Source organism: Pseudomonas sp. SWRI81 (genome assembly GCF_014268545.1).
Lineage (GTDB): Bacteria > Pseudomonadota > Gammaproteobacteria > Pseudomonadales > Pseudomonadaceae > Aquipseudomonas > Aquipseudomonas hamedanensis.
The window spans coordinates 11842-27622 of sequence record NZ_JABWQS010000035.1 but is presented as its reverse complement, the minus strand read 5'-3'; the positions used below and the strand labels follow the sequence as shown (position 1 = coordinate 27622).

Sequence of the window (15781 nt, the reverse complement as noted above, 5' to 3'; positions counted from 1 at the left end):
GTGGTCCTCGTTAGGAAATCAGTTTTTCAAGTTCATCTGCTGATAAACGATTGAGAGCCTCCAAGGATTTAGCCAAAACATCATGAACGGGCTGCGAATCGGGTTGCAGGGCTTGTACCGCCTCGCTGAAAGCCGCCAGATCGGCACTGCCGAACAGGCTCGCCAGCGGGATTTCGACACCCAGCACCTCGCGCAGACGCAGCACCACCTGAGTCGCCAGCAGCGAATGGCCGCCCAGCTCGAAGAAGTTGTCGCTGAGGCTGACCCGCTCAAGTTTCAGCACCTCGCCCCAGACTTCGGCGATTTGCTGCTGGAGTGGACTGACGGGCGCCACGTAGGCGTTCTGCAACAGTTGCGCGTCGGGTGGCGGCAGGGCACGGCGATCCAGTTTGCCGTTCGCGGTCAGCGGCAGGCTGTCGAGCAACAGCAGGTGCGCAGGCACCATGTAGTCCGGCAGATTGCCCTTGAGTGCCAGACGCACGCGCTCACGCCAGGCGCCCTGCTCTGCCGGCTCGACCGGTTGCGCCGTGACGAGGTACGCCACCAGTTGCACGCCGCCAGCGCCCGGCTGATCAAGGACCACAGCCTGACGAATGCCCGGCACGGCAAGCAGTTGCGCCTCGATTTCACCCAGCTCGATACGGAAGCCGCGAATCTTGACCTGATGGTCGATGCGGCCGCTGTATTCGATCCGCCCATCGGCGCAATAGCGCGCCAGGTCGCCGGTGCGATACAAGCGTTCGCCATCCTCGCTGAACGGGTTCGGCACGAAACGCAGGGCGCTGAGGTCGGCGCGGTTCAGATACCCCCGCGCCAGACCGGCACCGCTGACGTGCAATTCACCGATGCAACCCTTGGCGACCGGATTGAGATCGGCATCCAGCACGTACCAGGACAAGTCCGCTATCGGCTCACCCAACGGACTGCCCGCCTCGTTGTGCAAGTCCGCCAGCGACAGCGGCCGGTAAGTGACGTGCACGGTGGTTTCGGTGATGCCGTACATGTTGATCAGTTGCGGCGCGCTGTCACCGAAGCGCTCGAACCATGGACGCAGGCTCTTGACCTCCAGCGCTTCGCCGCCGAACACGACATAGCGCAGCGCCAGTTCTGCGCTCTGCCGGGAGTCGGTCACCACCTGCATCAGCTGCTTGAACGCCGAAGGCGTCTGGTTGAGGACGGTGATTTGCTCGCGGCAGAGCAAGTCGTGGAACTCGTGAGGCGAGCGGCTCACCGCGTGCGGCACGATCACCAGACGCCCGCCGTGCAGCAGCGCGCCGAAGATTTCCCAGACCGAGAAGTCGAACGCGTAGGAGTGGAACAGCGTCCAGCGGTCTTCGGCGCCGAAATTGAACCCGCGCTCGGTGGCCGCGAACAGGCGCAATACCTGTTGGTGCGCGAGCAGCGTGCCTTTCGGTTTGCCCGTGGAACCGGAGGTGTAAATCACATAAGCGAGGTTGTCACTGTCGACCGCCACCTGCGGATCGCTTGCCGGGTAACCGTTGCCCGCCTCGCCCAACAGCAAGGTCTGGACGTTGTCCGGCAAGGCCAGATGCGCCAGCACGCCCGGCTGCATCAATAGCAGGCTGATGCCGCTGTCCTCGACCATGTACTGCAACCGTTCCGCCGGGTATTGCGGATCCAGCGGCAGGTAAGCGCCGCCGGCCTTGAGGATCGCCAACATGCCGACGATCATCTCGATCGAGCGCTCGGCCGCCAGGCCCACCAGCACGTCCGGGCCGACACCGCGCTCGATCAGCGCATGGGCCAGACGGTTGGCGCGGCGGTTCAGCTCGGCGTACGTCAGTTGCTGTTCGTCGAGGCTCAGTGCAATGGCATCGGGCGCGCGCTGCGCCTGTGCGCTGATCAGCTGATGCAGGCTGGCGGTCTGCGGGAACGTCGCGCTATTGCGGTTCCAATCGCGCAGCACTGTGTGCTGCTGCGCGGCATCCAGCAGGTGCACGTCGCTGACTCGCTCAGCTGCCGATGCGGCGCTCAATTGCAGCAACAACTGCTGCATGTGCCCCGCCATCTGTTCAATGACCGCCGCGCTGAAATGCCGCCGTGCGTAGGCAAATTCCAGCGACAGCGTGTCGCCCAGATCGACCAGCACGGTCAGCGGCAGGTTGGTCTGTTCATGGCTCGACACCTGACCGAAGCGCATGCCTGGCGGCGCGCCTTTATCCAGTGCCGCCGACACCGGGTAGTTCTCGAACACCAGCAGGCTGTCGAACAACCCTTCGCCGCCCTGACCGGCCCAGCGCTGGATATCGAACAAAGGCGTGTGTTCGTATTCGCGCAACGCCAGGTTTTGCGACTGCAAGGCCTGCAGCCACGCGCCCAGCGCTTGTTCCGGACGCGGCGCGGCGATCACCGGCAAGGTGTTGATGAACAACCCGACCTGATGCTCGACACCCGGCAAATCGGCCGGACGTCCCGACACCGTTGCGCCGAACGCCACGGCCGACTGACCGGTGTAGCGCTGCAACAGCAACAGCCACGCACCTTGCACGACGGTGTTGAGCGTGACTTTGTGGTGGCGGGCGAACTCGCTCAGGCGACGTGTCTGCTGAGGGTCGAGCAGTTGCGTGTGATGGCCCTGGCCGCTGTCCTGCGCCGACGCGCCGTCAGCCCAGACGCGAGCGAGCAAGGTCGGCTCATCAAGCAGGCTCAGTTGGGTTTTCCAGAAGGTTTGCGCGGCCTGCGCATCCTGGCGTTGCAGCCAGCCGATATAGTCACGGTAACGGCCGACGCGGTTCGGCAACGCCTGACCGCTGTAGCGTTGCAGCACGTCGCCGAGCAACTGCGAATTGCTCCAGCCGTCCATCAGGATGTGGTGGCTGGTGTAGATCAGTTCATGGCAATCGTCGGCCGTGCGCACCAGCAGCAGACGCAGCAGCGGCGCCACGCTCAGATCGAAGCCGTGCGCGCGCTCGGCGCTGGCCAGATCCTCGAGCGCTTGCGCCTGCCCGGCCTGCCCGCGCCAGTCCTGCACGCTGAACGGCAACAGCGCCTGACGCTGCACCACTTGCACCGGTTGTGCTTGCTCGCCGGTCCAGATGAAACCGCTGCGCAGCACCTCGTGGGCCTGCACCGTGGCTTGCCAGGCGTCACGGAAACGCTCGACATCAAGGCCGTGCACGCTGACGCGCATCTGGTTGATGTAGTCGCCGCTGCCTTCGGCGAACAGGCTGTGGAACAGCATGCCCTGCTGCATCGGCGACAGTGGATAGAGGTCTTCGACGTCGCGGGCGACCAGCGCCAACCCGTCCAGTTGCGCCTGTTGCAGCGGCGCCAGCGGGAAGTCCGACGGCGTAAAGCCGCCGTTGACAGGGTTCACGCAATGCGCAATCAGCAGGCTCAACTCGGTGGCGTAGTCGTCGGCCAGACGCTGGACGGTGGCTTCGTCGAACATCTCGCGACTGAAGCTCCAGTCCAGGCTCAATTCGCCGCCATACACCTGACCGTTGAGCGACAGCCAGTTGCTCAGCGGTGCGCTGGCGCTTTGCTCGGCGCCGGCCTTTTCGGCGCTCGGCACAAACAACGCGCGCTCATCGAACTGACTGTCGAACTGGCCGAGGTAGTTGAAGGTGATCCGCGGCATCGCCAGCTCGGCGAGGGCGGCCCGCGCCGGGGCATCGCCCAAATGACGCAAGACGCCGAATCCCAGGCCTTTGTTCGGCACGTTGCGCAGTTGCTCCTTGATGGCCTTGATCGAGTCGTCGAGACGCTCCTGCGGGGTCAGGCGCAGGGGGAACAGGCTGGTGAACCAGCCGACGGTACGGGTCAGGTCGATGTCATCGAACAGTTCTTCGCGGCCATGCCCTTCGAGCTGGATCGAGGTCGCCGGTTGCCCGGTCCAACGGCAGATCACGCGCGCCAGCGCGGTCAGCAGCAGGTCGTTGACTTGCGTGCGATAAGCGCTCGGCGCGTCTTGCAGCAGTTGCCGGGTCAGGCCTGCATCAAGGCGACTCTGCACGACCACGGCATGGCGGTTTTCCAGGCTGCCGGCCGGGTTGTCACACGGCAGTTCGGCCAATGCGCCTTGCGCCTGCCAGTAAGCGAGTTCGGCCTGCAACGGCGCGGTCTCGGCGTACTGTTGCAGGCGCTCGGCGAACGCCTTGAAGGCGCTGGTCTTGAGCGGCAGTTGCACCGTTTGCCCGGCCAGATGCTGGCCGTACGCAGTCTGCAAATCTTCCAGCAGGATGCGCCACGACACACCGTCGACCGCCAGGTGGTGAATGACCAGCAGCAAACGCTGTGAACCGTCGGCCATCCGTGCCAGCACCGCCCGCAGCAAGGGCCCGCGCTCGATGTCCAGTGAGCGCTGGGCTTTGTCGCCCAAGGCGTCGAGCGCCGTTGCGTCGGCGACATCCGCCTGCCACAGCACGCTATCCTGCCAGTCCGCCGGCAAATGCAGCGCGTCCCAGCCGTGCGCGGCCTGTTCGAAACTCAGGCGCAACGCATCGTGATGCTCCAGCAACGCCAGCAAGGCGCGCTCCAGCGCCGGGGCATCCAGCGCTTGCGCCGGACGCAGCAGCAATGACTGGTTCCAGTGCGAACGCTGGGCAATCGCCTGGGCAAAGAAATCATGCTGAATCGGCAGCAACGGCGTTGCGCCGCGCACCGGCCCCTGATCGATCAGCGCCACGGCCTCGGACTGCTGCGCCACGCGCGCCAGACCTTGTACGGTCTGATGCTGGAACAACGCCTTGGCACTGAAGTGAATCCCCGCCGCACGCGCCCGGCTGACCACTTGAATCGACACGATCGAGTCGCCGCCGAGTTCGAAGAAGTTATCGGTGATGCCCACTTGCGCCAGCTTGAGCACGTCTTGCCAGATCGTGACCAGCGCCTGTTCCAGCGCATTGCGCGGCGCCACATACGTGGCTGGCACGGTGCTGAAATCCGGCGCCGGCAAGGCTTTGCGGTCGAGCTTGCCGTTCGGCGTCAGCGGCAGTTGCTCAAGGAACATCAACTGCGCCGGCAGCATGTAGTCCGGCAGGGTTTCCTTGAGCCAGTCACGCAACGTCTCATCCAGTGACGCTGCCTGCGGATCCGCCTTGCTCACCACATAACCGACCAGTTGCGTGCCGGTGTTGCCTTCACGCGCAACGACCACCGCTTCGTGGACATCGGCGTGGGCCAGCAGGCGTTTTTCGATTTCGCCAAGCTCGATACGGAAACCGCGGACTTTGATCTGGTGATCGACGCGACCGAGGTATTCGATCTGACCGTCAGCCTGATAACGCACCAGGTCCCCGGTGCGATACATGCGCTCGCCCGTGCGGCTGAACGGATTCGGCAGATAACGCTCGGCCGTCAGGTCAGGGCGCAGCAAGTAACCGCGGGAAAGACCCGCGCCGGCCAGGAACAGCTCGCCGACGACTCCCAACGGCACTGGCTGCAGACGGGCATCAAGCACGAAACTGTCGGTGCCGGCCAACGGCCGACCGATGCTCGGCTGGCCACCGGCTTCGCGCCGCACATAGGTCGAGTACGTGGTGTCTTCCGACGGGCCATACAAGTCGTAGACGTGTTGCAGCGTCGGCTGGCTGTACAAGGCATCGACCAGCGATTGTTTCAGCGGCTCGCCCGCAAGGTTGATGATGCGCACGCTCGGCGGGATCTGCCCGGCCTGATGCAGCGCAGCAATTGCCGACGGCACGGTGTTGATCAGGCTGACCCGATCACGCGCCGGCAGGTCCGGCAGTTCCAGCGCGTTTTGCGCGAGGACGAAGAAGCCGCCACCGGCGAGGGTCACAAACAGTTCCCACACTGACAGGTCGAAGCAGATCGACGTCGAGGCCAGTACCCCTTGCAGATCCTCCCGGGTGTAAACGCCGTGGGCCCACTGAATCAGCGCCGCCGCATTGCGATGGGTGATCGCCACGCCTTTGGGCTTGCCCGTGGAACCGGAAGTGTAAATCACGTAGGCAAGGTTATCCGGGCTGCTGAGCGCCGGCAGATTGTCGACGGGCGACACATCATCGGCCTCGGCAGTCACCACCAACACACGCAGGCCCGGCGCCGCGAGTGCAGCCAACCGCACGTCGGCGCCCACCAACAACAGCACCGCCCGGCTGTCTTCGAGCATGTAGCTCAGGCGTTCGGCCGGGTAGCTCGGGTCGAGCGGCACATAGGTACCACCGGCCTTGAGCACGGCCAGCAGCGCGACAATCATCTCCACCGAGCGCGGCAAGGCCACGCCAACCCGCACTTCGGCAGCGACGCCCAGCTCGCGCAATTGCACGGCCAGGCGATTGGCGCGGTTATTCAACTGTGCATAGCTCAGTTGCTGTTCACCGAAAATCATCGCCAATGCCTGCGGCGTCGCCGCCACTTGCGCCTCGACCAGCGCTGGTACGGTGAAATCGGTCGGCTGCGGCAGCTGCTGGCGGTTCCAGTCAGCGAGGATCAATTGCTGCTCGGCAGCGTCGAGCAACGGCAAATCGCCAATCGCCCGCGACGCGTCCTGACTCACGGCGCGCAGCACATTGAGCCAGTGCCGCGCCAGTTGCTCGATCGTCTGGTGCTTGAACAGGTCGGTGGCGTACGTCAGCGATGCCGACACACCGCCCTGCACCTCGGCGGTGTCCAGCGTCAGGTCGAACTGTGCCGCTGCGCTGTCCCAGGCAACCCCTTCCATCTGCAAACCGGCCAGGCCGACGGGCTGATGCTGAAGGTTTTGGTGATTGAACAGCACCTGAAACAACGGGCTGTGGCTCAGGCTGCGCTGCGGTTGCAGCGCATCCACCAGTTGCTCGAACGGCAAGTCCTGATACGCCTGGGCCTCCAGCACCGAATGCCGAACCTGTTGCAGCAACTGCTCGAAACCGTGGTCTGGCGCGATTTCGGCGCGCTGCACCTGGGTGTTGACGAAGAAACCGATCAGGCCCTCGGTCTCCAGGCGATTACGGTTGGCCACCGGCACGCCGACGCGAATGTCGCGCTGGCCGCTGTAGCGGTGCAGTAAAGTCTGGAACGAGGCCAGCAGAAGCATGAACAGCGTCACGCCTTCGCGCTGTGCCAGGGCGTCAAGCGCGGACACCAGATCGGCCGGCAGTGCGAAGTCGAAACGTGCACCACGGAAACTCTGCTGCGCCGGACGCGGGAAGTCGAACGGCAGCTCCAGCACCGGTTGCTCGCCACCCAGGCGATCACGCCAGTAGGCCAGTTGCCGAGCGCTTTCGCCGTCATTCATCCATTGACGCTGCCACGCCGCGTAGTCGGCGTACTGCAAGGTCAGTGGCGCCAACTGCACATCGCGCGCCTCGCTGAAACCGGCGTACAGACGCACCAGTTCATCGACCATGACTTGCATCGACCAGCCATCGGAAATGATGTGGTGGGCGGTGATGACCAGGACGTGGTGCTCGCTGGACAACTCCAGCAACAGCACGCGCAATAACGGCCCCTGGAGCAGATCGAACGGCCGCTGGATTTCGGCCTCGACCCGCGCCTTCAGCGCTGCAGAACTGCTCTGAGAATCAAAAACCGCGCGCTCGATGATTAACCGTTCGGTCGGGCGAATGACTTGCAGGGTCTGCGTCGGTTGCTCGACAAACACCGTGCGCAGCGATTCGTGGCGCGCCACCAGCGCCTGAAGAGCCTGATCCAGCGCGGCAACATTCAAGTGCCCGCGCAGGTGCAAAGCAGTCGGCACATGGTAAGCCGCGCTGTCCGGCTCCAGTTGCCAGAGGAACCACTGACGTTCCTGGGCAAACGACAAGGGCAGCGGCTGGCCGCGCTCCAGCGCGACCATCGGCAGCACATGGCTGGTTTGCAGCGCCGCACAGGCCTGGGCAAAAGCGCCGAGGCTCGGCTGCTCGAACAACACCCGCAACGGCACGTCGAGTTCCAGTTCATGGCGCACCCGGGAAATCACTTGGGTCGCCAGCAGGGAATGTCCGCCGCGCTCGAAGAAGTGATCGTCCAGCCCCACCGGCGCGAGGTGCAGCACCGCCTCCCAGATCGCCGCCAACTGTTGTTGCAGTGCGGTTTTCGGCGCTACGTAAGCGTATTGGCTTTGACTCAGGTCGACCTTCGGCAACGCTTTGCGATCGAGTTTGCCGTTGTTGTTCAACGGCAACGCCGCCAGCAGTACCAGATGCGCCGGCACCATGTATTCCGGCAAGGATTGACGCAGCGTGGTTTTCAACTGGTCGAGCCATGCCGTTTGTGCCAGCGGGTCGTCCGCCAGCCGAGCCGGCTCGGTCGCGACGACATAAGCCAGCAGTTGCGCGCCGCCGACGCCGTCCTGAGCCACCACAGCCGCTTCGCGCACCTGATCAAGCGCTTGCAGGCAGGCTTCGATTTCGCCCATTTCGATGCGGAAACCGCGAATCTTCACTTGATGGTCGATGCGCCCGACGTATTCCAGTGCACCGGCATCGTTGTAGCGCGCCAGATCGCCGCTGCGATACAGGCGCGAACCCGGCTCGCCGCCGAACGGGTCCGGCAGGAAACGCTCGGCGGTCAGCGCCGGGCGGTCGAAATAGCACTGCGCCAGACACGCTTGCGCGCCGATGTACAGTTCGCCGACGCCTTCGGCCGCAAGCAACTCGCCCGCCGCATCCAGCACATACAACGCGCGTCCCGCCGTGGCCTGACCAATCGGAATACCGAAGGTGTCGCTGGCATCTTGCAGACGGCATTCATGCACGCTGGACACCACCGTCGCCTCGGTCGGACCGTAGGTATTGAGCAGCCGCACATGGCCCAGACCCGCGGCGTGCCACAGGCGCAAGCCCTCGACGGACATCGCCTCGCCACCGACGTGAACCTGACGCAGCTGGCCCAGCCCCGCCACGCGGCCGTTGGCGCATTCGCGCGCCAGCAAATACCAGTACGCCGCCGGCAAGTCGGCGAGTGTCACCTGGTGCGCAACGATGGCAGCGGCCATCTGGCCGACATCCCACGGCTCGTCGCCGCGCATGACCAGCGCCGCGCCGACACACAGCGGCGGGTAGCACTGCTCGACGAAACCGTCGAAGCTGAAGGTCGCAAATTGCAGCACGCGATCCTCGGCGGTCAGTCGCGAATACTCGGCAGCGGTCTGGCAGAACTCGCGCAGCGCGCCATGATCGATCGCCACGCCTTTGGGTTGCCCGGTCGAGCCGGAGGTGTAGATGACGTACGCGAGGTCCGCCGCGACTGCCTGGTTGTCTGGATCGGTGTCGGCATAAGCGGCCAGCTCAGCCTGCAGATCGCCAAGGCTCAGACGCGTCAGCGTGGTCGGCAGCGGCAGGTCAGCGAGCAAATCGGACTCGCACAGCAACAGATCGAGACGGCTGTCATCGATCATGTAGGCGAGGCGCTCAGCCGGGTATTGCGGATCAAGCGGCACGTACGCCGCCGCGCTTTTCAGGACCGCCAGCAGGCTGACGATCAACTGCGGCCCGCGACGCATCGCCAGGCCGATGCGCTGGCCGGGCGCGACGCCAAGCGCCAGCAAGCGATGGGCCAGGCGGTTGGCCTGCGCGTTCAATTCGCCGTAGCTCAGCTGTTGCTCGCCGACTTGTAATGCCAATGCGTGGGGCGTCGCGGCCGCCTGGGCGGCAAAGCGTTGGTGCACCAGCGCTTCGCTGCGCAGTTGCAGCGTCAGCGGTTGACTGGCGGCCAGCACCTGCGCGCGCCCCGCATCGTCCAGCAAGTGCAACGCGCCGAGACGGATGTCAGGGGTCGCAACCATTTGCGCCAGCAGGTGCTGCAGATTGGCGCTCAACTGCGCCACTTGCGCGGCACTGAAACGCGCGGTGTCGTAGCTGAATTCCAGGCGCAGGCCGGCGGCCAGTTCGATGCCCAGGGTCAGCGGGTAGTGGGTGCGTTCGTGGTTGTGCAGGTCGCCGAAAGACAACCCGGCCGGCGCGCCGCGCTTGAGCGCTTCGGCCACCGGGAAGTTTTCGAATACCAACAGGCTGTCGAACAGCGCCGTGCCTTGGTGCCCGGCCCAACCCTGAATATCGTAGAGCGGCACATGTTCAAACTCGCGCATGCTCAGGTTCTGCGCCTGCAACTCGCCGAGCCACTGGCCCAGTGGTTGGTCCGGCGCTGCGCCGCAGACCATCGGCAGTGTATTGATGAACAGCCCCAGCTGTTGCTCGATGCCCGGCAATGCCGCCGAACGACCGGCAACCGTGGCGCCAAACGCCACGTAATCCTGACCGGTGTAGCGTTGCAGCAACAGCGCCCACGCCGCTTGCATCACGGTGTTCAGGGTGACTTTGTGCTGGCGGGCGAAATCCGCCAGCGCGCGAGTGGCGGCCTCATCGAGCGCAACGATCAGCTCTTCACTGCCCTGCCCGGCAACCGGTGGGCGCAAGGCTTCGGCGAGCAGCGTCGGCGTGTGCAATGGCGCCAGCGCAGCGGTCCAGAACTGCTCACCGGCGCTGGCCGATTGTTGCTGCAACCAGCCGAGGTAATCGCGGTATTGGCCCAGCGGTTTGCCCGGCGCTTGCCCGGCGTAGTGCTGGATCACTTCGGCGAGCAATTGGGCGTTGCTCCAGCCGTCCATAAGGATGTGATGACTGGTGTAGATCAGGTGCCAGGCGTGCGCACCGCTACGCACCAATTGCAGACGCAACAGCGGCGCGGCGCTCAACTCGAAACCCCGCTCGCGCTCGGCATCGGCCAAGGCATCGAGGTCGGCATCGGTCTGCTCGATCACCTGCAATGGCAAGTCGACCTGCCGATGAATCGCCTGATGCGCGCTGTGCAGGCCCTGCCAGTGAAAACTGCTGCGCAGAATGTCATGACGCGCCAGCGCCGCTTGCCAGGCTGCGCTGAAACGCACGAGGTCGAGGCCGTTGATGTCCAGGCGCAACTGGTTAATGTAAGCGCCAACCTGCGGCTCGTACAGGGTGTGGAACAGCATGCCCTGCTGCATCGGCGACAGTGGATACAGGTCTTCAAGCGCCGGCAGCGTCAGCGGCAAATCGTCGAGTTGCTGCTGTGTCACGCTGGCCAGCGGGAAGTCAGACGGTGTCGCCTGCCCGGCCGGGGTCTGGCAGCAATGGTCGATCAGCGCCTTGAGTTCGTCGGCATAAGCGCTGGCCAATGTTGTGATGGTCGCGGCATCGAACATCTGCTCGCTGAAACCCCATTGCAGGGCGAGTTCGCCGCCATACACCTGGCCTTCGACTGTCAGCCAGTTGGCCAGCGGCGCCTGCTCGTCCTGCGCCGTACCGCTGCGTTCGCGGGCCGGTTCCCACAGAGCTGCCTCGTCGAACTGGCGATCAAACTGGCCGAGGTAATTGAAGGTGATGCGCGGCGGCGTCAGCGCGGCGAGCGACTGCTGCACCGCGGGCTCACCGAGGTAACGCAGCACGCCATAACCCAGGCCTTTGCCGGGCACCGCACGCAGTTGCTCCTTGATCGACTTGATTGAGGCCGACAGGCTATCGAGCGGTTGCAGGCTGACCGGAAACAGGCTGGTGAACCAACCCACGGTGCGGGTCAGGTCGAGGTCATCGAACAGGTCTTCGCGGCCATGCCCTTCCAGCTGAATCAGTGCCGAGGGCTGACCGCTCCAGCGGCAAATCACTCGCGCCAGGGCGGTCAGCAGCAGGTCATTGACCTGGGTGCGATAAGCCGCCGGCGCGGTTTGCAGCAGTTGCCGGGTGAGGTCGCTGTCCAGGCGCACTTCGATTTTCTGCCCGAAACGGTTTTCCAGGCTGCCGTCGGCGCGGTCGCATGGCAACTCGGCCGCCGCCGTTTGTTGCTGCCAGTACGGCACCTGCGAACGCAGTTGCGGCAGGTAATCATGCAGGTGTTCAGCCCATGCCTGATAAGCGCTGGTCCGCGCAGGCAGCACCACGCCGCCGCCACTTTCCAGCTGCGTGTAGGCCTGCTGCAAGTCTTCCAGCAGGACACGCCAGGAAACACCGTCGACCGCCAGGTGGTGGATCGCCAGCAACAGGCGTTGTGTGTTGTCAGCCATCTGCACCAGCAGCGGCCGCAGCAACGGACCGGCGTGCAAGTCGAGGCTGCGTTGCGCTTCATCGCACAATGTGGCGAGTGTGGCGGCGCTGTCCGCCTGGCGCTGCCACAAGCCGGATTCGCTGACGGTCTCGGCATAGGCCTGCTGCCAGCCTTGCGCGGTTTCAGTGAAACGCAGACGCAATGCGTCGTGCTGGTTGAGCAGTTGCGTCAGCGCGCGCTCCAGCACATCGGCCCGCAGGGTTTGCCGTGGGGTCAGCAGCAGCGACTGGTTCCAGTGTCCACGCACCGCCATCGGTTGATCGAAGAAATGATGCTGCACTGGCGTCAGCCGCACCCCGCCAGTGGCGGGAGCCTGCTCTTGAGTGGTTTGCTGGTCGAACGTGGCGACCAGCGCCAGACTGCGCACGGTCTGGTACTGGAATACATCACGCGGGCTCAGGCGAATGCCGGTCTGGCGGGCGCGGCTGACCACCTGGATCGAAATGATCGAGTCACCGCCCAGCTCGAAAAAGTTATCGTCCAGGCCGATTCGTTCAGCGCCTAACACCTGCTGCCAGATCGCCGCGAGGGCTTTTTGCAGGTCGTCCTCAGGTTCGATAAATGCCTGCTGAACGGCCGCTTCCGGCTCCGGCAAGGCACGGCGATCGAGCTTGCCGTTGGCGGTTACCGGCAGTTTCAGCAGCGGCATGAAATACGTCGGCACCATGAATTCCGGCAGGCCGGCCAGCAGCCACGCCTTGAGGGTTGGCTGCCATTGCGCGTCCGGCTCGGCGTCTGCGAGCACCAGATACGCGACCAGATGCTTGCCGCCCTGCACCAGCACCACCGCCTCGCGCACCGATGGATGTTGCATCAGCCGGGTTTCGATTTCGCCCAGTTCAATGCGCAAACCGCGCAGTTTGACCTGATGGTCGAGACGGCCCAGGTACTCGATCACGCCATCGGCGCGTTGGCGCGCGCGGTCACCGGTACGGTACAACCGCGCGCCGACATGGAACGGGCACGGCACAAAACGCTCGGCGGTGAGCGCCGGACGCCGATGGTAACTGCGTGCGAGACCCGCACCGCCCAGGTACAACTCGCCGGCCACGCCCGCCGGCACCGGGGACAATTGCGCATCCAGCACGTGGGTGCGCAGGTTGGCGATCGGCTCGCCAATCGGCACGCTGTCGGCGCCCTCGTCGACGCAGGTCCAGTGAGTCACGTCGATCGCCGCTTCGGTCGGGCCGTAAAGGTTGTAGAGCCCCGCTTGCGGCAGCTTGGCGAACACTTGCAACTGCGCGTCCAGCGGCAGCGCTTCACCGCTGCAAACGATGCGTTTGAGACTGCTGCACGCCGCGACGCCCGGCTCGTGAATAAACGCCTGGAGCATCGACGGGACGAAGTGCAGCGTGGTGATGTGATGTCGGCCGATGGTCTCGATCAGCCGCGCCGGCTCACGGTGCTCGCCCGGCGCCGCCACCACCAGACGCGCGCCGCTCATCAATGGCCAGAAGAATTCCCAGACCGAAACGTCGAAACTGAACGGGGTCTTTTGCAACACTGCGTCGCGCTGATCCAGCGCATAGGCTTGCTGCATCCAGCACAAGCGGTTGACCAGCGCGGCGTGACTGTTGCCGGCCCCCTTCGGTTTACCGGTGGAGCCGGAGGTGTAAATCACATAGGCCAGGTTCAGGCTGTGCATCGGCACCTGCACCCGCGTATCGCTGTAGCGCGCCAGCCAGTCGTCGTTCCGATCAAGGGCGATCACCGTCACCCCTTCGGCCGGCAAGCGTTGCAGCAGGCTGCTTTGGCTCAACAGCAGCGTAATCGCGCTGTCCTCGATCATGTAGGCCAGGCGTTCCGGCGGGTACTCAGGATCCAGCGGCACGTAGGCGCCGCCGGCCTTGTGAATCGCCAGCAGGCCGACGACCATTTCAATCGAACGCTCCATCGCGATGCCCACCAGTCCATCCGGACCGACGCCCTGCTCACGCAGCAGATGGGCCAATTGGTTGGCACGGGCATCCAGCTGCGCATAGCTCAGCTCGGTGTCACCGAACGCCAGCGCCGTGGCGTGGGGGGTGCGATCGACCTGAGCCTCGATCAGCTGGTGCATGCACTGTTCGATCGGATAGCGTTGTGCGGTGTCGTTCCAGTCGTGAACCAGCACTTGCAGTTCATCTGCGTCGAGCAGCGGCAGCTCGCCGATACGCTGCTCGGCATCACCGACCATCGCTTGCAACAGACGCGTCCAGTGCCGTGCCATACGTTCGATGGTGGAGGCTTCGAACAGATCGCTGGCATAGGTCAGCGCCGCGCGCAGCTTGCCGCCCTGCTCATAGGTGTCCAGGGTCAGGTCGAATTGGGTCGTGCGGCTCTGCCAGTCGAGCGCGCTCAGTTGCAGCCCCGACGCCGTGGTCAGCGCCGCCAGATCGGCGACCTGCGGCTGGTGGTTGTACATCACCTGGAACAGCGGCGTATGGCTCAGGCTGCGCTCCAGTTTCAGCGCTTCGACCAGTCGCTCGAACGGCAGATCCTGATGTGCCTGGGCGCCGAGCGCGGTGTCCTTGATGTTGCGCAGCAGATCGGCGATGCGGGTCTGGCCATCCAGCTCGGTGCGCAGCACCTGGGTGTTGACGAAGAAGCCGATCAGGCCTTCGACTTCGGCGCGGTTACGGTTGGCGATCGGCACGCCGATGCGGATGTCGTTCTGCCCGGTATAGCGATGCAGCAGCACATTGAAAGCGCCCAGCAACAGCATGAACAAGGTGATGTTGTGCTTGCGCGCGGTGCTGCGCAGTTGTTGCGCCAGCTCGCTGTCGAGGGTGAATTCATGGCGGGTGCCGCGATAGCTCGGCACGGCCGGACGCGAGTGATCGGTCGGCAGTTCCAGCACCGGGTGTTCATCACCCAGGCGCGCCTGCCAGTATTCCAGTTGCCGTGCCTGCTCGCCCGCCTCCAGCCAGCGCCGCTGCCACAACGCGTAGTCGCTGTACTGGATCGGCAACGCCGGCAGTTGCGGCTCGGCGCCCGCATCATGGGCGTCGTAGCAACGGGTGAATTCGTCGATCAGGACATTCATCGACCAGCCGTCGGAGACGATGTGGTGCAGGGTCAGCAGCAACACATGCTCATGCTCGGCCAGGCGCAGCAGTTTCACCCGCAGCAAGGGTCCGCACGCCAGATCGAACGGCTGCAGCGATTGCGCTTCGACCTCGCGCAGTACCGCTTGCTCCCGCGCCTGCGCCGGCAACTCGCGCAGATCGACCTGCTCGACGCGCAACGGCGCACTGCCCGGCACCTGCTGCAAACGGTCATCGGCCTGACGCTCGAACACCGTGCGCAAGGTTTCATGACGCGCCACCAGACTGGCGAACGCCTGCTCCACCGCTACGGTGTTGAGAGACCCCTTGAGCCGCACCGCACCGGGCAGATTGTAGGCGCCACTGTGCTGATCCAGTTGCCAGAGAAACCACATGCGCTGCTGGGCGTAGGACAACGCGTGACGGTCCTCGGCCTCGACACCGGCGGGAATCGGGAATTGCGCGAAATCCACACCTTCCTTGTTCAGCGCAGCCAGGAACATCTGGCGCTTTTCCAGGGGCAACCCGATAAACCGGCGAGCGAGTTTCAAGGAGTCTTCAGCATTCATTTCTAAGCATCCGGATCAGTAGGCAGGAAGCACAAAGGCACGTCGTCCCTATAAAACGAATGCAGACCGGAAAAATTAGCGAATGAGAACAACTGTCAGGCGGGGGGCAAAGCGCAGGCTTGCGGATATGAAAAACCCCTGTAGGCGTGAGCCTGCTCGCGGTAGCGGTATTCCAGACAATGATGATTTGACTGATACACCGCTATC

General features: G+C 64.3%; 1 protein-coding gene. It reads right to left on the bottom strand.

The features are described from left to right. Positions 1–10: 10 nt before the first annotated feature. Positions 11–15574: a non-ribosomal peptide synthetase gene (locus tag HU765_RS19755; protein ID WP_186622438.1), complete on the bottom strand. Its 15564-nt coding sequence runs from the start codon at positions 15572–15574 to the stop codon at positions 11–13. Positions 15575–15781: the final 207 nt, after the last annotated feature.